The organism is Bacteroidota bacterium (genome assembly GCA_016720935.1).
Taxonomy (GTDB): domain Bacteria; phylum Bacteroidota; class Bacteroidia; order AKYH767-A; family 2013-40CM-41-45; genus JADKJP01.
Genome location: JADKJP010000004.1, coordinates 574,652 through 594,860, shown reverse-complemented (window position 1 = coordinate 594,860; position 20,209 = coordinate 574,652). Strand labels below are relative to the sequence as shown.

Sequence of the window (20,209 nt, the reverse complement as noted above, 5' to 3'; positions counted from 1 at the left end):
TGTAAGATAATAAAAAACCCGCCATGGTGGCGGGTTTTGGAGTATTAATTTTTTCTAAAATTAATGTACCGGAGTTTACATCCAGCCGGGATTGTTACTGATCAATCCGGATTTGTAAAGCCAGATTACCAGGATAACCATGGCCAATAAAGCGATACCAAAAGCGATCGTGAGCTTTTTATACATGCTTGCTTCGCCTTGTAATTTCATCCGTTTGATCAGATTAAAAATCACATTCTCAGAACGGTGGAAGGCGCTTTCGCTTTTCACGATGTAATCGAAAGCTCCATATTTCATGGTGTTAACGGCAACTTCAATTTTATCCTGACCGCTAAACATCACCACTTCAACTTTCGGATGAGCGGCTTTGATTTCTTTCAAAATCTCAACACCATTCATGGCGTCTTTTCCTGCTTTATCGAAATTGTAGTCAAGGAATACAATCTGAGGATCCAGCGAAAAGTGCTTCAGGCTCTCTTCCCCGGAATTAAAAATATGTACCGAAAAGGTCGAATATTTGCTCAGGTAGTCCTGAAGCATCATCGCCTGGGTAGGGTCATCATCAACGATGAAAATGGTCTTTATATGCTGCATAGGCGGCGATTGGTTGCCCAAAAGTAGGAATATTTTTCTTTTAACAAATTAGTATGCAAATGTATGGATAACAGGCAGATGTGAAAAACCGCCGGAATTATGATCCCCGCATTTTGGCATTTTTTCACATCCAGCCTGAATTAATCAGGCAATGTCTTGTTTTAATTCTTCCATGGCTTGCTGACAAATCGTGCGGAATTCATTCAGCATATCCGGCAGTTTCTCAACATCCACATTGTTCCCGGCATTGTGCTCAATGCTCTTGATCAGATCTTCCCCGCGTTTGATTCCCATATAGGTAATCTGAGGTTTCAAAGCATGAGCCGTTCCCCGCAGCCCGGAATAGTTCTGTTCGCTCAACTGCCCACTCATCGTTTCCAGCTGGGTTGGACATAATTGCAAAAACATCCCGACATATTTCTTGATCTTGTCAGGATTCCCTCCCGTAAAGGTGCGGAGGAAAGTAAGGTCACTTTGACGATCCATATCTTTAGTTGTTAGTTGTTAGTTTTTAGTTGTTAGTGCTTGGTGCTTGGTGGTTAGTGCTTGGTGGTTAGTGGTTAGTGGTTAGTGGTTGTTGGTTGTTGGTGCTTAGTGCTTAGTGCATGGTGGTATTTTGTAATCTTGACTGATATCGAACAATAAACAAATTCAAAACCAACCTCGAACTTCACACCCACACCCACACCCACACCCACACCCACACTCACACTTCGAACTCGGAACTCGGAACCCGGAACCCGGAACCCGGAACCCGTAACCAATCATCCATTCTTCAGTCTCCACAACTTCCCCAACAAATCCTGAGGGTCGAACGGCTTCGCAATGTATTCATCCATTCCACTGGAAAAACAATTGTCGACTTCATCTTTGGTAACATTCGCGGTCATGGCCATAATTTTGGTCATGTGTTTTGGGGAGGGAAGGTCCTGACGGATTCTTCTGGTGGCCTCAAAGCCATCCATTTCCGGCATCTGAACGTCCATTAATACAATATCATAATCGGCGGCCTGAAGTTTTTCAAGAGCAATCTTGCCATTGTCGGCAACCTCTATGAATGGTTCAGGAATGAGGTCATTCAGTGTATCCACCGCGACAATCTGGTTGAAAGGATTGTCTTCAACCAACAGGATGCGAATACCACGAAGCTCCTCAGGGTTTACCTGGAAGACATCCTGTTTTCCGGCAGCCATTTCTTCCGGTGATGCAATGTGATAAGGTATCTTGAAGCTAAAGGTGGTTCCTTTTCCAAGTTCACTGCTTACATAGATGCTTCCTCCTTGTAATTCGATCAGCTGTTTTGAAATTGTAAGACCAAGTCCTGTTCCGCCGAATTTTCTGGTGGTGTCATTGCTGGCCTGTGAAAAGCTTTCGAAGATTTTATTCAGACCTTCTTCCGCGATGCCAATTCCGGTATCACGGATCGCGAATTCAAGGATGCTTTCTGATCCGCTTCTGCTCAGTTCTTTTACCGCAATAGTCACGGAACCTTTTTCGGTAAATTTAATCGCGTTACCTGCCAGATTAATAAGAATTTGATTCAACCTCACCGGATCACCCAAGAGAGCAGCTGGAACACCCGGATCTATCTGAAGCAGGAATTCAAGGCGCTTTTCGTCTGCTTTGAAAAGAAGAGTATGGTAAACAGTCTCCAACGATTCGGCAATGAGAAAAGGTGTTTTTTCAAATACCATTTTCCCTGCTTCAATCTTTGATAAATCAAGAATATCATTGATAATGACCAGAAGATTTTCAGAAGACTTCTTGATCACATTCAGATATTTCTTTTGCTGCTCATCCAGCTGGGTCTTCACCAGCAGGTTGGTCAGTCCGATCACCGAGTTCATCGGTGTGCGGATTTCATGACTCATATTCGCAAGAAACTGTTGTTTGAACTTTTCGCTCTGTTCCGCTTTTTGACGATCCAGTTCGGCGATTTCTTTTTCGAGAATTGTTTGCGCAAGTTTTTCCCGGGCTACTTGTCCCTGGCGGATCAGTCGGATTTCTGAAATGGTTTTGTTGATCGTAGTTTCCAGATCTGTGAAATCAATTGGCTTTGTGATGAAATCAAAAGCTCCACGGTTCATGGCCGTACGGATATTTTCCATATCCCCGTATGCACTTACTACCACTGCCTTGTGATGCGCGAATTGTTCCTTGATTTTTACAAGCAGCGTCAGTCCGTCCATCTCCGGCATGTTGATGTCGGTGAGGACCATATCGTAAGCATCCGCGTTCGCCGCGAGTTTTTTCAAGGCTTCTACACCATTGCCCGCAAACTCAAAAGCCAGTTCATTGCCACGGATCTTGTGACGGAAACGCTGACGAATCAGCAATTCCAGATCCGGTTCATCATCAACGACCAGAATTTTTGCAGGGCCTTCCACACTATTCATCGCTTAATCAAATTTTATTCTATAAAATGCCGCATCAGGGTGCGAGCTTGTAAATTTTTTCTTTCAGTAAGGTAAAATCAACAGGTTTGGTCACAAAGTCGTTCGCTCCGATAGCGACGGCATTGTCGAAATTGCTCTGGTCACCGTAAGCGGTCACCATCATCACCCGCAATGTCGGAAATTCTGTCCGGATTATACGCAACAACTCCAACCCGGTCATTCCCGGCATATTGATATCACTCAATACCAGCACCAGATCAAATGGATCGAGGGTTCTGAGGTATTGCAAAGCGTCTTCTCCACTGAACGCGAAGTGAATCCTCACTTCACCGCTTTTTACTTCTTTTCGGAAACGCTGGGAGAATAACATCTCCACATCCTGTTCGTCATCGACGACTAACATTTTTATCATGGCGCTTTATTTTCAGGAATTAACGGGTAATAAAACGGTAAACTCAGAATATTCACCGGGAACGGAATCAACTTTTATCTCACCTCCGTGCCCCTTCACAACAATATCATAACTGATCGATAGGCCCAAACCGGTTCCTTGTCCTGTTGGTTTGGTAGTAAAGAACGGATTGAAAATTTTATCACGAATTTCTTTTGCAATTCCTTTTCCATTATCGCGGATCGTAATAAAGATTTTATCTCCTTTCAATTCTGTTTTAATAGACACGGTCGGCTGATAATTCTTTTCCCCGGATTTCTTGCGCTCGTCAACAGCATAAAAGGCGTTGTTGAAGATATTCAGAATAACACGACTGATATCCTGCGGAATGATTTTGATCTGCGGAATTTTTGTGTCAAGCTGTTTGTCCATTCCACAATTGAATCCCGGATCATTGGCGCGCATCCCGTGATAAGCCAGTGAGAAGAACTCTTCCACGAGCTTGTTGATGTCGGTCGGTTGCTTTTCAACGGAAGAAGCCCGACTGTGTTGCAACATTCCTTTGACAATACTATCCGCCCTTTTACCGTGGAAAACAATTTTTTCCATGTTCTGTTTAAGGTCACCAACAATTTCCCTTTGCTCTGTTGCTGGCGCGGTTTCAAATTCGTCCAGCAATTCCACCGAAAGTTCCGAGAAATTATTGACAAAATTAAGCGGATTCTGAATTTCATGGGCGATCCCGGCAGTAAGCTGACCAAGAGAAGCCATTTTTTCCGACTGAATCAGTTGGGTCTGCGTCGACTTGAGGTGATCCATCGTTTTGGTAAGCTCGATATTTTTATCCTGCAATTCGGAAGTTCTCTGGTTGACTTTGTCTTCCAGCAGAACATTCTGTTTCACCAGTGTGTTCGTACGAATCCGGATGTAAACAAAAATGATCAGGGTGATCAACAAAGCACTTAAACCTGTAAACCACCATGTACGGTAGAATGGCGGTTTGATGGTAATTTCTATGGCGATTCCTTCATTGTTCCATACTCCATCGTTGTTGCAGGCTTTCACACGGAATGTATAATGCCCCGGATCGATATTGGTATATGTCGCATTGCGTTTGTTGTCGCGGTAGATCCAGTCTTTATCCAGACCTTCCATTTTAATATAATACCTGTTTTTGTCAGGAAGGATGTAATTCAGCGCCGCGAATTCAAAAGAGAAGAAATTCTGTTTGTAATTCAGCTCCAGCTTATGTTCGCTGGAAATAAGAGTATCCATTCGCGCGGGTTTTTCAAAAAGATAAAACCTTGTGATCACCACCGGCGGAATGGCTGTATTATCATGGATGCTGTCGGGATGAAAAGCGTTTAATCCATTGCTGCCGCCGAAAAACATCCATCCGCCTTTACCGGTACAACAAGCGTTTTCATTGAACTTGTTTTGAAGTCCGTCCTGCAGGTTGTAGCTGCGGGTGGAAGTTACATTGGCGCCGGATTCATTTCCGGGTAAAATTTTGCATACACCATTATTGGTACTGATCCAGAGATTACCCTGCGCATCAGACAAAATGCCATTCACGACATTATTTGGTAATCCATTGTTTTCGGTAAAATGTGTAAATGATTCTGAGGAGGGATCGAACAGATTGACACCTCCGCCGTAGGTCCCGATCCACAATTTCCCCGAAGCATCCTGAAAGATCGCGTGAATAAAATTGCTGCTGATCGTCTTTGGATCATTGGGATCATAATGATATGCTGTAAATTTTCCTGTGCTTTTGTCGAAACGATTTAAACCTCCGCCATAAGTACCAATCCACACCTGACCCTTATTGTCTTCGCAAATACTCAGCACAACATCCGCACTGAGCGATGCAGGATCAGCCGGAATATTCCGGTAGGTTTTAAATTTCTGTTGCACGGGATCAAAAGTATTCAGACCTCCTCCGTGTGTGCCTATCCAAAGTGTACCGGATTTGTCTTCCTTTATACAGCGGATATAATTATTGCTCAGCGAGGATTTGTCCATCGGGTTGTGTTTGTACTGCACAACTGCTCCGCTTTTCCGGTCATATTTAATAAGTCCGTCTGATGTTCCGATCCATAACATTCCCGTATGATCTTCATGGATCGCGAAAATATTATTGAAACGCAAAATCGGATTGCTGAGAGAAGGAAAACGCTCATTCACAAATCTCTCTTCATTCCTGTTGTATACATTTAAACCTCCGCCAAGTACTCCCACCCAGACATTTCCATCGTGATCTTCAGCGACTGCAAAATACTGTTGTTGTCTTCGCCGCCATTGCCATGACTTACCTGGTGTGTAACGAATTTACCGATGGTTCTGTTGAAGAAGCAAATACCATTGGAAGTTGTGAACCAAAGAGTGGAGGCATTGTCTTCAAAAATACTCCATACTTTATTGTTGGCGATGGATTCCAGATTGAGCGGATCGTATTTGTAATTGATGGTTTTTCCACTGGAACGATCCAGAGCATCCAGACCGCCGCCCAGTGTTCCAATCCAGAAAACACCTTCCTGATCCTCGTGGATACTGAACACGCTGTTGTTTGACAAGCCATTGTCAGTTGTGTAATGTGCAAATTGTCCGCTAGCCGGATTGAAAACATTCACTCCGCCATTCACCGTTCCTATCCAGAGATTGCCGCTGCGATCGGAAGCCAGCGTTGTGATTTCATTTTCGCTCAATGAATTCTTGTCGGAAGGATTGTTTTGATAACGGGTGCTCTTTTTTGTTTTTGTATCAAATGCATTTAATCCGTTCGAAGCGGTTCCGACCCACAAAGTTCCGGATTTGTCTACCAGTAAAGATGAGATAACACTGCTACTCAGTGTCGACACATTGGCTTTATTACTGAACAAAGCGGAGAAACTCCAGTTCGCTGTGTTCAAGGCATTCAGACCATTATTTGTTCCTACCCATACAACCCCGTCTTTGTCTTCGGCAATAGATGAAATAATATTACTGCTGATGGATGCCGGATCGTTTGGAATATTCTGAAAACGACGAAAAGAACCATTCTGTGGATTGTACAGATTCAAACCGTTATCTGTCCCGATAAAAAGATTTTTTTTGCTATCCTCAAAGATGACGTGCACACTGTTGTTCGAAAGTGTTTTGATGTCGGTGGGATCGAATTTGTAGATTTCAAATGAATACCCATCGTATTTGTTCAATCCATCATCTGTTCCAAACCATAAAAATCCCTGGCTGTCCTGATAACTGCAGAAAACAGTAGATTGAGAAAGTCCTTTGTCTACAGAAATTCTTCCGAAACGAAGTGAAGGACTCAGATTTGCCCCTGATGCCGCTCCCACGAAAGCACAGAGGAGTAATAGAAATAAAAAAGTTCTTTTCATATATCAATTCCCTCAGTGGGATTTTGAATTATTCTTCATTCAATTTACCGGAACCGCCGCAACGTCCACAGCTGATATTTCCTGCCGGTCGCACCACTTCGTTCACTGAGTAGGTCACGAAATTCCGCGGTCCTAATCCATTGCTGATATCCTTTGTAACCATTTTATTCTTCCGGATTTCAGCCTGCGCGATTTTACCTTTTCCATGACAGGCAGGGCAAATCGTTCCGCTGTTGTTCGTTACCGAAGTTGGTTTGCTCACCATGGCTACGGCATTGTTGTCTTTGGTTGCGCTGCCGGCTTTGGAGATGTCTTTTGTTTCCTGTTCCGTAATTGGTTTTACATCAATGACTTTTTCGACAGGTGTCGGTTGAACAGATGCAGTTGTTACAGGAGCACTTTCTGTGTTTGCAGGGACAGCATTCGCCGGAGTTGTATTTGTCGGGAGTGCTATTCACCGGAGGGTTATTCACCGGTGTTGGTTTGCTCACAGGAGTACCGCTCTGGGAAGCCGGTTCTGAAGCCGGCATTGAAATTCCGGAATGAGCGACAGGAAAGGCTGCGTTTGCTACCTGAATACCTTCACCTATGATTTCGCCTCTGTCATAGTGATATTGGGATGCAGTTCCATCCGCTTCAGTAAATGTACCGGTACCATGTGAAAGGTTGTTCTGGTAATCTCCGTCATAACGGTCTCCATTGGCATAGAAATAAGTACCACAGCCATTGTAGGCGCCATTTTCAAACTGACCGGTATACACATCTCCGTTCACATAATAGAATACTCCAAATCCATTTGGATTGTCTTTACTAAATTCTCCTTCGTAATAACTGCCGTCGTTCAGAGACAGAACACCCGTTCCCTGAAAATTCCCATTCACAAAATCACCTTCATATTTATTTCCATCCCGGTAATAATAAGCGCCTTTCCCGTTTTGTTTTCCCCTGCTGAAGGATCCTTCATAACGGTCTCCATTGGGATAATACCATTTTCCAATACCATCCATCCTGTCTCCGACAAAACCTCCTTCATAGCGGCTGCTGTCACTAAACCAGAATATGCCATTGCCGAATTTCTGGTTATTCATAAAAGCGCCGAGGTAACGGTTCCCGCTCTCATAGGTAAATGAACCTTCACCTTCCATTTTCCCATTGGCAAAATTACCGTCATAGACGTTGCCGTTTTGGTATTGGTAAACACCATGGCCATGCATTTTTCCATTCGCAAAATCGCCTTCATAGACATCACCATCCCGGTAATTCATCTTGCCCTTGCCCTGGTATTTTCCATTGACAAATGGTCCTGTATAGATGTTTCCTGCGCTGGTACGATAAATACCCTGGCCGTTCTGACAGTCTCCATTGATACAACCAACCTTCACTTTACTCTGAAGAGAAGTGTCGATCTGTGAAAATGCTCCTCCGCTGAACAGCAGGAACAGGATGACAAGAGATATATGAATACGATGGTGTTTCACGCAATGGGGCGGAATAATAGGGGAAAACCGTTTCAGGTAAGGATTACAATATTATCAAACTTCTGGTCAACGGACAAGAAATAAGGGGCTTTTTACAGAGGGAAATCATCAGAAATGTCCATTGGCAAAAGGCAATAAGTTAAACAGGCCTGAGCGAAAGGTAGATTCGGATTCTTTCCGGGAGAATATCCATTGTATAAGCGGTGCAAAAGGGAGGACATCAGGCGGTATTCACAGGACAAATTGTTAATTATTTTTTTCAACCGATCCGGGTATCAGGAGCATGTTTTTGCTCCGGTGAGTGGTTTTCCCCTTAAGAAAACTGACGAGTGTCGGAAACAAGCCATGGTGGCTTGTTTCCGGAGGTTACGAAATTTTATTTTCGGGAATCGGAAGCTTTGCAGATGCCCTATAATCGCCCATCCAGTAAGCCTTCGGGCCGGTTTTCCCTCTGAGAACTCACAGCGATTGTGGAAAACTTCTCTGAACACAGTAGTTTTCGGTCGAGATTACTTTGTTGATTTGCACTATAGAATTAACCCTAAACCATTTTAAACATGGCAACTAAAAAAGCGAAAAAGAAAGCTCCGGCTAAGGCTAAATCAAAAACAAAGTCTAAGTCAAAAGCAAAAACCGCTACAAAACCTAAAGCAAAAGCAGCTGCTAAGCCGAAGGCAAAAGTAAAGCGTAAACCAAATGCGGCATTCATGAAGCCGATGAACATCAGTGAAGTATTGCAGCCAATCGTTGGCAGCAAACCACTTCCTCGTACTGAAGTGACTAAACGCCTTTGGGATTACATTAAAAAGAACAAACTCCAGGATGCTAAAGAGCGCCGTAACATCAACGCCGATGACAACCTGAAGAAAGTCTTTGGTGGTAAAAAGACGGTATCAATGTTTGAAATGACCAAATTGGTTAACAAGCACCTGTCTTAATACCAGGATGAAAATAAAAAAAGCGGGACCGGTGGTTCCGCTTTTTTTTTGCCTTCTACCCGGGGAAATCAGGTTGTAACGGGAAGCGTAAGAATAAAACTGGTGCCTTTTCCTTCTTCACTCTCCACCTGGAATGTGCCGCCATGTCCCTTGGTAATAATATCAAAGCTTAGTGATAAACCCAGACCTGTTCCTTCGCCTGTTGGCTTTGTTGTAAAGAATGGCTGGAATATTTTCTCGAGCAGACTGGCAGGGATACCGGTACCGTTATCTTCGATACGAATCTCGGCTGAACCATTGCGGTAACGCGTAGCCAGTCTCACTACAGATTGAAACCCCGCCTCTCCTGATTTTTTTCTTTTGTTCACCGCGTAAAAAGCGTTGCTCAGCAAATTCAGAATCACCCTGCTGATGTCCTGTTGCACAATGGCCGTTGGCGGCAGATCAGGATCCGGTGAAAATTCAAGCTGGCATTGAAACAATGGATCTTTCGCGCGTACACCGTGAAAAGCAAGATGCAGATATTCTTCTGACAGCTTATTGAGGTCGGCGATCGTTTTCTCCGAGGAGCCGGAACGACTGTGAAGCATCATGTTTCTGACAATACTATCTGCACGTTTACCATGCTTGTGAATCTTGTTCACCGTATTGGCAAGGTTGCTCAGCAATACTTTTCTTTCCTCTTCGCTCTTTTCATCACTCAATTCACGAATAAGCTCAAGACAGAGTTCTGAGAAATTATTTACAAAGTTTAAAGGGTTCTGGATTTCATGAGCGATACCCGCGGTGAGATGTCCCAGTGAAGCCAGTTTTTCCTGTGTAACGAGTCGTTCCTGTGTGGAGGTCAGCTGTTGCAATAAATCGGTAAGTTCCCTGTTCTTCACCTGCAAATCATGGGTCTTTTCATCCACCAGTTTTTCCAGTTCCTTGTGACGGGAGCGAAGTTGGGCAATAAGCGTTGCGTTTTGATTGCGTAATCTGCTGGAAAGGACTTTCACTATGTCCTTCATGGTATCAGGATGATCCTTGACAACCTGGTAAAAATCTGTCTGGTGAATAATGCCTACAGTTGTCGGCAGGAGGGTGGTGACAGACATCGAACGAGGCTCCCAGTCGAGAATACTCATTTCTCCGAAAAGCATTCCTTCTCCCATTTCCGCGACATTGTGCTCTTCGTCGTGGATTTTTACTTTTCCTTCAATCACCAGGTACATGGAATTGCCGGGCTCTCCTTTCAGGATAATCAGTGAATCCTGCGCATAGGATGCGAGGATCATTTTCTTCGCCAGATCCTCCAATACAGCGGAAGGAACATGTTGGAAGATGTCGACTTGCTTGAGAAGCCGATAGCATTTTTCCAATGGAATATTCGGTTGATTCATATTTTCCTGTACCTAGAATGGATAAAGATACGATTCACATTTAAATTCGGAATATTTTTGGGGAATATTGAGAGTGGAAATTTTAAAAAAATGTTCGTTTTGTGAAGATGAATGACGAAGTTTTCGGAATAAATATTCTCTGTATTGATCAGGACGGTCTTTCTACAGGCAATACGATGGTAAAAGCCGCGCCGTTTCCTTCCTCGCTTTCAAATTTCATTTCTCCTCCGTGTGCTTTCACCAGGTCATAGCTGAGTGATAAACCCAGCCCGATACCTTCACCGGTTGGTTTTGTTGTGAAAAAGGGTTCGAAGATTTTATCCCTGATCGATAGAGGAATACCTACTCCGTTATCACGAACTGTCAGACTGATATATTTCGATAAATGCAGCGTCGAAAGGATTACCAGGGGTTTATACTCCATTCCTTTTAATTTGGATTCAGTAGCCCTCTTGTGCACTGAATAAAATGCATTGTTGTACAAATTGAGAAGTGCCCGGCTGATATCCTGTGAAACCATCGGAACCTGAGGCAGGTTTTGATCCAGATCTGTTTCCAGAGCACAGGAGAAACCGGGATCCTTTGCCCGCATCCCGTGAAAAGCAAGATTGAGATATTCTTCAGCCAGTTTATTGAGGTCACCGGCCTGCTTTTCTCCGGCAGCGGCCCGACTGTGTTGCAGCATGTTTTTGACAATGCCATCCGCACGTTTGCCATGCTGGACAACTTTTGACAGATTGAGTTGTAAATCTCCCAGGATCATTTCACGTTCTTCCGTAGTCTTGGCTTCCGCCATTTCTTGCAGTAACTCCATAGAGGATTCGGAAAAATTATTGACGAAGTTCAGCGGGTTCTGAATTTCATGGGCAATACCGGCTGTCATTTGTCCGAGTGAGGCCATTTTCTCAGCATGTACCAGCTGATCCTGAGCGTTCTTTAGTTTTCGGTGAGCATCGGTGAGTTCGGAATAGGCTTTGTCCAGTGCTTCATGCGATTTTTTCTTTTCCTGGTACCGGTACAATAGAAAGCCAAGAATAAATAAAACCAGGACTGTAGAGATGCTGAACAAATAAATCAACTGCTTTTGTCGTGCTTCCTTTTGAAGCAAAGCGGCGTTTTGTAAAGCCTGCTCTTTTTCAAGTTGCTGGATTTTATCTTCCCGTTCATGATCCGCCACTTCATCATCCAGCTTTTCCTGGTTCATGCGGGCAAGGGCTTCTTCGGTTTTCAGTCGTTCCAGTTCGGCTTCCGTGAGCTTTTGATTGTACTCCAGAGATTTCGCGTTCGAAGGATCGTTGTACAAATCCGGATCACGGTTCACAAGATCCCTTACATACGCTTTTTCTTCCAGCTCATTGGTAAAAGAATCCGGACTCAGCACCCGGCTGTTGATGAGGTGTTCAATGCTGTCTCTGAAAATTTTGTATTGGGATGAATAAAAATTTGCCCTCGAAGAATCGGATTTAACCCGGTGTGTCGCGAAAAGTTTCAGATATGTATCACGAATCATTCTTAAAGAAGGAAGTTTCCTGTCTTCCTTCGCGCTGCGTTGAAAATAATCCAGCGCTTCATCAAATTTGCCTGTTTTATAACTCACGATCCCCATGTTACGGAGGATGACTGCAACTTCTTTCCTGTTTTTTTGTTTTTGATAATAGGCAAGCGCATCACGCAAATATGGAAGTGCATCTGTATCCTTTCCTGCATGCAACAGCTCCTCAGCGATTTTATTATTAAGTTCTGCCTGCTTTGCAAGGTTGTTATCCCCGGAAGCGGTAGAATAAGCTTTCCTGTAATATTCCAATGCTGCAGTATGATCTTTCTGTGCCTCACTGATACGTGCAAGATTTCCATATTCAGCAATCACACCTTTGGTGCTGCCACTGGTCTCAAAACTTTTGAGCCCTCTTTGGAACTGGTTGGAAGCTTCCTTGTAGTTTTTTTGTTTTTCATACAGCAAACCGAGTGCGGTACTTGCCGCGGCTTCCCCTCGTGGCATATTCAGCTGAGAAAAGGTAGCCTGACTTTGAATAAAAAAATGAATGGCTGAATCTGTCTGGCCTGCTTCAGCCAGTTGTGTGCCAAGGCGTCCTGAAATAAACGCGACAGCCTTACGGTTGTTTCTTCGTTCAGCCTGTTTTAATAAATCCAGATCAGAACGATCGGAGGAGAGAAAACGAAGTGCACGAAATTTTTGTTTTTGCAAGATTCCTTCAGGCAAACCGGCAGTGTCGGTAAAAAACGAGAAGGGATCTTCGCCGGCATTCTGTTTTGGCAGCTGTCCGGATGAAAGCACTGGCAAACACAAAGCAAGCAGGAACAAGTAAGGAATTACCCGTGAGAACATGAAATCTTTCGTTACGGCAAACATAACCAATTTAAGGGAACGCAACATTGTCTCAGAGAGCAAAAAGAGTCTGCTTTGCTACGCTATTTATTTTGCAGGGAATGAATCTGTATAATGTTTCAGACTGGTACGAATGATCTCAAGTGCCAGGTCTTTGTCCTGAAATTCATCCACAACCACAGTCTTTTTTTCAAGCTTTTTATATTCTTCAAAGAATTGCCGAAGCTCCTGAACAAAATGATCGGGCAGTTCCCGAACGGACTCAATGTAATTCACACTCACATCGTTCGCCGCGACAGCAATGATTTTATCATCACCCTCACCGCTGTCGACCATGCGCATGACACCGATAACTTTTGCCTTGACCAGACAAAGCGGAACAAAATCGATTTGTGACAAGACTAAAATATCGAGAGGATCATGATCATCGCCATAAGAACGAGGAATGAATCCATAATTCGCCGGATAATAAAAAGCCGAATACAATACCCTGTCGAGTTTCAGCAAACCGCTTTCTTTATCCAGTTCATATTTCGCTCTCGATCCTTTCGGAATCTCAATGATTGCATTTACAATTTCCGGAATTTCCTTACCGGGGGAGACGTCGTGCCAGGGATTCATTTTTTTAGTGCTTAGTGGTTAGTGCTTAGTGGTTGGTTACTTGTAAATGCCGTCATTCGTCCCTCGTCCCTCGTCCCTCGTCCCTCGTCCCTCGTCCCCCGTCCCTCTAATTCAAACGTAACAATTTTTTAACATACGCAGGAACTGCTTTCAAAATATATATCGTATTATTGCGATTAAATAAATATCCATGAATAAAAGTCGTGTTTTGTTTGTTTGCATTCACAATAGTGCGCGAAGTCAGATGGCGGAGGCGTATTTGAGAAAATTTGCCGGAGATCGTTATGAGGTCGAGAGTGCCGGACTGGAAGCCGGACAATTGAATCCGGTGGCGATACAGGTGATGGAAGAGGAGGGAATTGATATGTCGGCACATTATGCAAAAACTACCGCGGAAATGCTGAAGCAAGGCAAGACCTATAATTTTGTCATTACAGTTTGTGATCCCAAGGCAGCCGAGAGTTGTCCGATTTTTCCTGGTGTTACAAAACGTCTGCACTGGTCTTTTCCCGATCCATCCGCATTCAAAGGAACGCCCGAAGACAAATTAAATTTTACCCGCGAAATACGGGAACAGATAAGGGAGGCGGTTTCTAATTTCATCTCTAATCCGGGCGGGACTTTTTGAATTTTTCTCGTTAATGGATTTTTGGTATAAGGTATTAAGTATAAAGTATAAGGTACCAAGTACCAGGTAAAATTTATTTTCACAAAAAAACCTCAAACCAAAAACCTACTTCATTCCCCATTTCCTTTTCAACCAGAACGCCACATTCACCAAAGCAATCAGAGCAGGGACTTCTACGAGTGGGCCGATCACGCCGGCGAAGGCTTGTCCGCTGTTGATTCCGAAAACACCAATCGACACTGCGATCGCCAGTTCGAAATTGTTTCCGGCAGCGGTGAAAGAAAGGGCTGTGGTTTGTGAGTAATCCGCACCGAGTGATTTACCGGCAAGAAAAGTCACCAGAAACATAATCAGGAAATAGATCACCAGCGGAATTGCGATGCGTACGACATCCAATGGAATCTGTACAATCATTTCTCCTTTCAGACTGAACATCGCGACAATTGTAAACAAAAGAGCGATGAGCGTAAGCGGACTGATCCTTGGAATAAATTTCTTCGTGTACCATTCATCTCCTTTCGCTTTTCTTAGGAAATACCTTGTCAGAAATCCGGCGATAAATGGTATGCCGAGATAGATAAATACACTCTCTGCAATCTGTGAGATGTGAACATCCACATCCATTCCGCGAATGCCAAAGTAGGGTGGAAGCACTGTGATAAAGAGCCAGGCAAAGACACTGTAAAACAAAACCTGAAAGATGCTGTTGAATGCCACCAGACCCGCGGCATATTCCCTGTTGCCTTCTGCCAGCTCGTTCCAGACAATCACCATCGCGATGCAACGGGCAAGTCCGATCATGATCAGTCCGGTCATGTAAGCCGGATGATCACGCAAAAACACAATAGCAAGAACGAACATCAAAACCGGACCAACAATCCAATTCATCAGCAGCGATAAACCGAGAATTTTTTTATTTTGAAATACCAGATGCAATTCTTCAAAACGAACTTTAGCGAGCGGAGGATACATCATTAATATCAATCCCGCTGCAATCGGAATATTGGTTGTCCCACTCTGAAAGGACTGAATAAATCCGGGTGCAGACGGGATAAAATATCCTATCGCCACACCCAAAGCCATCGCCGCAAAAATCCAAAATGTCAGATAACGATCCAGAAACCCCAGATGTTTCCTCTCCTTTACAGGTTCACATTCGTTCGAAAGCATGTAATTTTTATTTATCGCAATATTACGATAAGTTTTTCAATTCTATTTCATTTAATAACCTGGTACTTGGTACTTAATACCTGATACCAGGTATTAGGTACCAGGTACCAGGTATTAGGTTTGATTTTTTTCATTCCAATCCCATATCTTTTCTTGGCCATTTTTTGACTTTTCGAATTTTATTTTTTTTTAAATCTTAAATCTTAAATCTTAAATCTTAAATCTTAAATCATAAATCAAAACCCGGAACCCGGAACCCGGAACCCGGAACCCGGAACCCGGAACCAAAAAAAGCCCTATCTTTACCCCATGTTATCGCAAAACATTCGCAGAATAGCCTTTTTGGTCTTCCTGCTCGCAACTTGCCTGTTTTCAGCAGGAAAGGTGTCGGGGAAGGATGTGCGTGCTGTTTCCGGTACGGAGATGCTGATGCCGGTGGCTTCGGAAATCGCTTCAGCTGGTCAGCCTGCGGTTGAAACTGCAACTTTATCAATTGGCGTAAGCGTTTCTTCTCCGTCTGTGTCTAAACTGCGATCCGGACTTCTTGACGTCGTTTCACAGGCTTTAGCTGTTTCATTTATTACTGAATCCGTTTTTTATTCCATTGGAACTCCTGTTCAAACAAAACAAGGACTCTTTCTGATTCACCGACAGCTCCTGATCTGAGCCGTTAATCCCATTTTTTTATCATCAATACACTTCATGTCTGTTCAGACATTGAATTAGTATTGGATCATTTTGCCATTGGTCTGGTAAAATGAAGTGAAGAGTGAAGAGTGAATGGTGAAGAGTGTTTGGTTATATAATTCAACACACATCACTCTAAATACTGCAAACTGCAAACTGCATACTGCATACTGCATACTGCACACTACACACTACACACTACACACTACACACTACACACCTCACCCTTCACTATTCACTATTCACTATTCACTATTTACTCCTCATGGAAACCAACAACAACGAAACCAACAACAACGAAACCAACAGCAAACAACAACATGGTCTATTATTCCCGGTGCTATTTGTAGCCGGAGTGATTGTTCTGTTGGTATTACTCAAATCTATTTTGTGATGTGTTGGGTTGTGCTCCGGTTTGTTTAGGGTTAAGGGAGTGCAACCCGACCTTCCTTATTTGTCTGTTTTTAGTATTCACTGAAAATTGGCTTTGAAAGACCTACATTAGATTTGGTATTTCTCCCTCTTTGCATTCTTAAAAGATGTCTGGAGGGTAATGTTTCATTATTTAAAACCCCCTGACTATGTCATTATACATACTAATTCAGAATTCTCTTGATGAATTCAAACATGTTGCATTTCCCAAAAAAAAGGGAAATGCTAAAACACGCAGAGGTCCGGGAAGATTTTCTTCTATGTTCCTCCTCTCACTCGGAATTCTTTCCGCCTGTCTGGGCCTGAAAGGATTTCTTCTTCCCAATCATTTCATTGATGGTGGAGTTACCGGAATTTCAATGTTGATTAGTTTTCTGTCCGGAATTCCATTGCCTTTGTTGATCGTCCTGATCAATATCCCGTTTGTAATCCTCGGTTACCGGCAAATCGGATTTGTCTTCGCGCTCAAAACCACACTCGCTGTACTTGGCCTGGGTTTCTCGCTTTGGTTAATCGAATTCCCGGATATCACTCATGATAAATTGCTCGTCGCTGTCTTCGGTGGTTTTTTCCTCGGAGCCGGAATCGGTCTGGCTATCCGTGGCGGAGGTGTACTCGATGGTACCGAAGTCCTCGCGCTTGCCATCAGCCGTAAAGCGGGAATGTCCGTTGGTGATATTATCCTGCTGTTTAATATCCTCATCTTTTCCGCAGCAGCTTACCTGCTCGATTTTGAAAGAGCAATGTATTCTACACTCACCTATCTCTCAGCTTCCAAAACCATCGACTTTGTTATCCACGGTCTGGAAGAATATACCGGTGTAACAATTGTGTCTGATCGTTCCGAAGAAATTCGTCGCATCATCATTTATCAAATGGGCGGAGGTGTAACATTATTAAAAGGGAAAAGAGGTTATGGAAGTCATGGCGACAAAAACCACGACATGGATGTGATTTACACGGTCATCACCCGTTTGGAAATCAACAAGCTGAAAGGACTCGTAGAACTCATCGATCCGCAGGCCTTTATGGTGATGCACAGCATCAACGATACAAAGGGCGGTATGATCCGAAAAAATCCTTTGCACCGCTTAAACAAAGCCTGATTTCCTCAGGCGATTATGTGAATCGTTCAATGCCTTTTGTAAACTATCCTGTATCAGGTGATTACATTCTATTTTGAAAATTTCAAGGATTGAACAATAACATTGTCTTATTGATAAACGATCGGGCAAGCACCATTCTTAATATTCAGAAAATACTACTTTTACCCGACCTATCCTATGTTCGAAGCAGCTGCAAGAATCATTCTTCGTTATCGCACAATCACTCTGATCACCTTGCTGACCCTCACGGTGGTGATGGGATTTTTAGCGACCAAGGTCCAGCTGAGCTATGAGTCTGCAAAGATTCTTCCTGTTACAGATTCAACCTATGCGCAATACCTGAAATTCAAAGAGAAATTCGGAGAAGATGGTACCGTAATGGTCATCGGTTTTAAAAGCGATAAAATCTGGGAACAAAAAACTTTTGCAGGTTGGTTTGAGCTCACCAATAAAATCAAAGCGATTGAAGGAATCCAGGAAGTTGTTTCCATCGCACGCGCTTTTAAGGTGGAGAGAAATGATAGTCTGCACAAACTCGATTTTCTTCCCCTGATCAAAACCCGTCCGGAAACACAAAATGAAGTGGACAGCCTCCGGGATGAATTGATGAAATTACCGTTTTACGAAGGATTGCTTTTTAATCCGGAGTCCAAAGCAACGGTGATGGCCATCACCTTCGATCAGAAAAAGCTGAACACCAAGAGTCGTATCGATATTGTTCATCAGGTGAAAGGATTGGCGGATGAATTTGCCGCCGACAATTCCATCGATCTCCATTTTTCCGGACTGCCTTATATACGCACTGCGGTTTCGGAGAAAATTCTTGGTGAAATGAAAATGTTTGTCGCCCTGGCTTTGTTTATCACGGCGCTCATTCTGCTAATTTTCTTCCGGAGCTTTTACGCGGTTCTTTTCCCGATGATCGTGGTTGTGTTCGGTGTGATCTGGTCTTTTGGAACACTGGTTTTATTCGGATACAAAATTACCATCCTCACCAGCCTCATTCCGCCTCTGATAATTGTCATCGGAATCCCGAACTGTATTTTGCTGCTGAACAAATACCAGCAGGAATACGCGAAACACGGGAACAAAATAAAAGCGCTCGCGCGATCCATTTACAGGATCGGTGTGAGCACCTTCTTCGCGAACGTAACCACGTCTCTGGGATTTCTTGTGTTCGCGTTCACGCACAGTGACGTGCTGATTGAATTTGGTCTCATCACGTCACTCAATGTGATGCTGACCTTTCTGATCTCACTTATTTTTATTCCGATTGTATTTAGTTTTCTTCCCCCGCCTTCCGCAAAGCAGGTCAAGCATCTCGACAGAAAAGCGCTCAATCGTTTTCTTGCCCGGATCGACCGTTGGGTACACCGTTACCGTCCGAGGATTTACACGATTGTCATCGTACTGGTACTCATCAGTACTTATGGCATGACGAAAATTACAACCGTAGGTTTTGTGGTGGATGATTTGCCGAAGAAGGATGTCATCTATACGGATCTTAAATTTTTCGAAACACATTTTCGCGGAGTGCTTCCGTTTGAAGTGGCAATAGATACACGTAAACCCGGAGGAGCGCTGGAGCTTTCTACTTTGTATAAAATCAACCGCCTGCAGAAAGTAATGGCGAATTACAAAGAGTTCTCCGAGCCGGTGTCTGTCGCTGAAGGAATTAAATTTTCTTATCAGGGACTGAACGACAACGATCCCAAACGCTACATTATTCCGAATGTGGAGGAACTTGGCCGACTCAAAGGTTACGCCGGTGGCGCGAAAGAAAACCAAAGGATGTTCCGTTCCATCATCGACAGTACCAAACAAATTACGCGGATCAGTTTCCAGGTGGCCGATATTGGTTCGATAAAAATGAAAGCGCTGCTGGCGGAAATCAAGCCAAGAGTCGATAGTATTTTCCCTGAAGAAAAGTACGATGTCAAACTTACAGGCAATTCAATTATTTTTCTGAAGAACAACGATTATCTTTTGTTGAATCTGAAAGAAAGTATTTTTCTCGCCATTGTGCTCATTGGTACAGTGATGTTTTTTATGTTCATGTCGGTACGAATGGTTGTGATCGCGTTGATACCAAGCATGACGCCATTGCTGATCACCGCGGCCATGATGGGATTTTTCAGCATTCCATTAAAGCCTTCCACAATCCTCATTTTCTCCATTGCATTTGGTATCGCGAGTGACGGAACCATGTATTTCCTCACCAAGTACCGACAGGAGATGCGCAAACACGGCGGTAGTATTTCCCGTACAGTTTCAACAGCCATTCGTGAAACCGGTGTGAGTATGATCTATACCGCTGTCATTCTCTTTTCCGGATTTTTCATCTTCACCGCTTCCAGCTTCGGTGGCACTTCCGCTTTGGGAATGCTCATCTCCGTTACGCTGTTGATCGCCATGCTGAGCAACCTGATCTTCCTTCCCTGCTTATTACTCTCTCTCGAAAAACGCATCATCACCAAAGCCTTCCTCAGCGAACCACTCATCCAGGTTTTCGATGAAGAAGAAGACGTTGAACTCGGAGATTTGAAGGTGCAAAGAGAGGAGAGTTGATGGTTGATGATTTTTGATTGCTGATTTTAGATTGTTGATTGTAGATTGATTGCGAAAAAATCAAACAACCAACTACCAACCACTAAGCACC

17 protein-coding genes are annotated in these 20,209 nt (G+C 43.6%); 5 read left to right on the top strand and 12 right to left on the bottom strand.

The features are described from left to right. Positions 1–75: 75 nt before the first annotated feature. The 8 genes from IPP86_06460 to IPP86_06425 all read right to left on the bottom strand — a co-directional run bounded on the left by IPP86_06460 (position 76) and on the right by IPP86_06425 (position 8,239). A complete protein-coding gene (locus IPP86_06460; protein ID MBL0138160.1) occupies positions 76–594 on the bottom strand; it encodes a response regulator in 519 nt (172 codons plus the stop codon). Positions 595–738: 144 nt separating this feature from the next. Next, positions 739–1,080 carry an Hpt domain-containing protein gene (locus IPP86_06455; protein ID MBL0138159.1) on the bottom strand — a complete coding sequence of 114 codons (342 nt, stop codon included), beginning with the start codon at positions 1,078–1,080 and terminating at the stop codon, positions 739–741. Positions 1,081–1,358: 278 nt separating this feature from the next. Next, positions 1,359–2,990, bottom strand: a complete 1,632-nt coding sequence (locus IPP86_06450) for a response regulator (GenBank protein MBL0138158.1) — start codon at positions 2,988–2,990, stop codon at positions 1,359–1,361. Positions 2,991–3,024: 34 nt separating this feature from the next. After that, a complete protein-coding gene (locus IPP86_06445; protein ID MBL0138157.1) occupies positions 3,025–3,399 on the bottom strand; it encodes a response regulator in 375 nt (124 codons plus the stop codon). A gap of 15 nt (positions 3,400–3,414) precedes the next feature. Next, positions 3,415–5,622, bottom strand: a complete 2,208-nt coding sequence (locus IPP86_06440; protein MBL0138156.1) for a hypothetical protein — start codon at positions 5,620–5,622, stop codon at positions 3,415–3,417. Continuing rightward, positions 5,598–6,761 (bottom strand): hypothetical protein, encoded by a 1,164-nt coding sequence (locus IPP86_06435; GenBank protein MBL0138155.1) that lies wholly within the window; start codon positions 6,759–6,761, stop codon positions 5,598–5,600. Before IPP86_06435 ends, IPP86_06440 begins: the two co-directional genes overlap by 25 nt. A 28-nt stretch (positions 6,762–6,789) precedes the next feature. Beyond that, positions 6,790–7,026: a hypothetical protein gene (locus IPP86_06430; protein MBL0138154.1), complete on the bottom strand. Its 237-nt coding sequence runs from the start codon at positions 7,024–7,026 to the stop codon at positions 6,790–6,792. A gap of 79 nt (positions 7,027–7,105) precedes the next feature. Beyond that, positions 7,106–8,239, bottom strand: coding sequence for a hypothetical protein (locus tag IPP86_06425; GenBank protein ID MBL0138153.1), 1,134 nt, complete (start codon positions 8,237–8,239; stop codon positions 7,106–7,108). 557 nt (positions 8,240–8,796) lie between these two features. On the opposite strand from IPP86_06425, the gene IPP86_06420 reads away from it, so the two are divergent. After that, a complete protein-coding gene (locus IPP86_06420) occupies positions 8,797–9,177 on the top strand; it encodes an SWIB/MDM2 domain-containing protein (protein MBL0138152.1) in 381 nt (126 codons plus the stop codon). A gap of 68 nt (positions 9,178–9,245) precedes the next feature. Here IPP86_06420 and IPP86_06415 read toward each other — a convergent pair whose 3' ends face one another. From IPP86_06415 to IPP86_06405, 3 genes are all read right to left on the bottom strand, one after another. After that, complete coding sequence (locus IPP86_06415; protein ID MBL0138151.1) at positions 9,246–10,559, bottom strand: cyclic nucleotide-binding domain-containing protein; 1,314 nt, start codon at positions 10,557–10,559, stop codon at positions 9,246–9,248. A gap of 148 nt (positions 10,560–10,707) precedes the next feature. Continuing rightward, positions 10,708–12,930 (bottom strand): tetratricopeptide repeat protein, encoded by a 2,223-nt coding sequence (locus IPP86_06410; GenBank protein ID MBL0138150.1) that lies wholly within the window; start codon positions 12,928–12,930, stop codon positions 10,708–10,710. A 63-nt stretch (positions 12,931–12,993) separates the two neighbouring features. Beyond that, positions 12,994–13,527, bottom strand: a complete 534-nt coding sequence (locus IPP86_06405) for an inorganic diphosphatase (GenBank protein ID MBL0138149.1) — start codon at positions 13,525–13,527, stop codon at positions 12,994–12,996. A 190-nt stretch (positions 13,528–13,717) separates the two neighbouring features. Here IPP86_06405 and IPP86_06400 point away from each other — a divergent pair, with 190 nt between their 5' ends. Next, positions 13,718–14,155: an arsenate reductase ArsC gene (locus IPP86_06400; protein ID MBL0138148.1), complete on the top strand. Its 438-nt coding sequence runs from the start codon at positions 13,718–13,720 to the stop codon at positions 14,153–14,155. 105 nt (positions 14,156–14,260) lie between these two features. On the opposite strand, the gene arsB is transcribed toward IPP86_06400, so the two are convergent. After that, positions 14,261–15,325 carry an ACR3 family arsenite efflux transporter gene (gene arsB / locus IPP86_06395; GenBank protein ID MBL0138147.1) on the bottom strand — a complete coding sequence of 355 codons (1,065 nt, stop codon included), beginning with the start codon at positions 15,323–15,325 and terminating at the stop codon, positions 14,261–14,263. A 309-nt stretch (positions 15,326–15,634) separates the two neighbouring features. Between arsB and IPP86_06390 the strand changes: the two genes are divergently transcribed. The 3 genes from IPP86_06390 to IPP86_06380 all read left to right on the top strand — a co-directional run bounded on the left by IPP86_06390 (position 15,635) and on the right by IPP86_06380 (position 20,118). Beyond that, positions 15,635–15,991, top strand: a complete 357-nt coding sequence (locus IPP86_06390) for a hypothetical protein (GenBank protein MBL0138146.1) — start codon at positions 15,635–15,637, stop codon at positions 15,989–15,991. Positions 15,992–16,593: 602 nt separating this feature from the next. Further along, positions 16,594–17,550, top strand: coding sequence for a YitT family protein (locus IPP86_06385; protein ID MBL0138145.1), 957 nt, complete (start codon positions 16,594–16,596; stop codon positions 17,548–17,550). Between the two features lie 177 nt (positions 17,551–17,727). After that, positions 17,728–20,118: an MMPL family transporter gene (locus IPP86_06380; protein MBL0138144.1), complete on the top strand. Its 2,391-nt coding sequence runs from the start codon at positions 17,728–17,730 to the stop codon at positions 20,116–20,118. Positions 20,119–20,209: the final 91 nt, after the last annotated feature.

Excerpts from the sequence above, each read along its gene's own strand:
- IPP86_06460 (MBL0138160.1), bottom strand. The coding sequence starts at position 594 with ATGCAGCATATAAAGACCATTTTCATCGTTGATGATGACCCTACCCAG.
- IPP86_06420 (MBL0138152.1), top strand. The coding sequence starts at position 8,797 with ATGGCAACTAAAAAAGCGAAAAAGAAAGCTCCGGCTAAGGCTAAATCA.
- IPP86_06415 (MBL0138151.1), bottom strand. The coding sequence starts at position 10,559 with ATGAATCAACCGAATATTCCATTGGAAAAATGCTATCGGCTTCTCAAG.
- IPP86_06390 (MBL0138146.1), top strand. The coding sequence starts at position 15,635 with ATGTTATCGCAAAACATTCGCAGAATAGCCTTTTTGGTCTTCCTGCTC.
- IPP86_06435 (MBL0138155.1), bottom strand. The coding sequence starts at position 6,761 with ATGAAAAGAACTTTTTTATTTCTATTACTCCTCTGTGCTTTCGTGGGA.
- IPP86_06380 (MBL0138144.1), top strand. The coding sequence starts at position 17,728 with ATGTTCGAAGCAGCTGCAAGAATCATTCTTCGTTATCGCACAATCACT.
- IPP86_06385 (MBL0138145.1), top strand. The coding sequence starts at position 16,594 with ATGTCATTATACATACTAATTCAGAATTCTCTTGATGAATTCAAACAT.
- IPP86_06455 (MBL0138159.1), bottom strand. The coding sequence starts at position 1,080 with ATGGATCGTCAAAGTGACCTTACTTTCCTCCGCACCTTTACGGGAGGG.
- IPP86_06430 (MBL0138154.1), bottom strand. The coding sequence starts at position 7,026 with ATGGTGAGCAAACCAACTTCGGTAACGAACAACAGCGGAACGATTTGC.
- IPP86_06400 (MBL0138148.1), top strand. The coding sequence starts at position 13,718 with ATGAATAAAAGTCGTGTTTTGTTTGTTTGCATTCACAATAGTGCGCGA.
- arsB (MBL0138147.1), bottom strand. The coding sequence starts at position 15,325 with ATGCTTTCGAACGAATGTGAACCTGTAAAGGAGAGGAAACATCTGGGG.
- IPP86_06405 (MBL0138149.1), bottom strand. The coding sequence starts at position 13,527 with ATGAATCCCTGGCACGACGTCTCCCCCGGTAAGGAAATTCCGGAAATT.
- IPP86_06450 (MBL0138158.1), bottom strand. The coding sequence starts at position 2,990 with ATGAATAGTGTGGAAGGCCCTGCAAAAATTCTGGTCGTTGATGATGAA.
- IPP86_06410 (MBL0138150.1), bottom strand. The coding sequence starts at position 12,930 with ATGTTTGCCGTAACGAAAGATTTCATGTTCTCACGGGTAATTCCTTAC.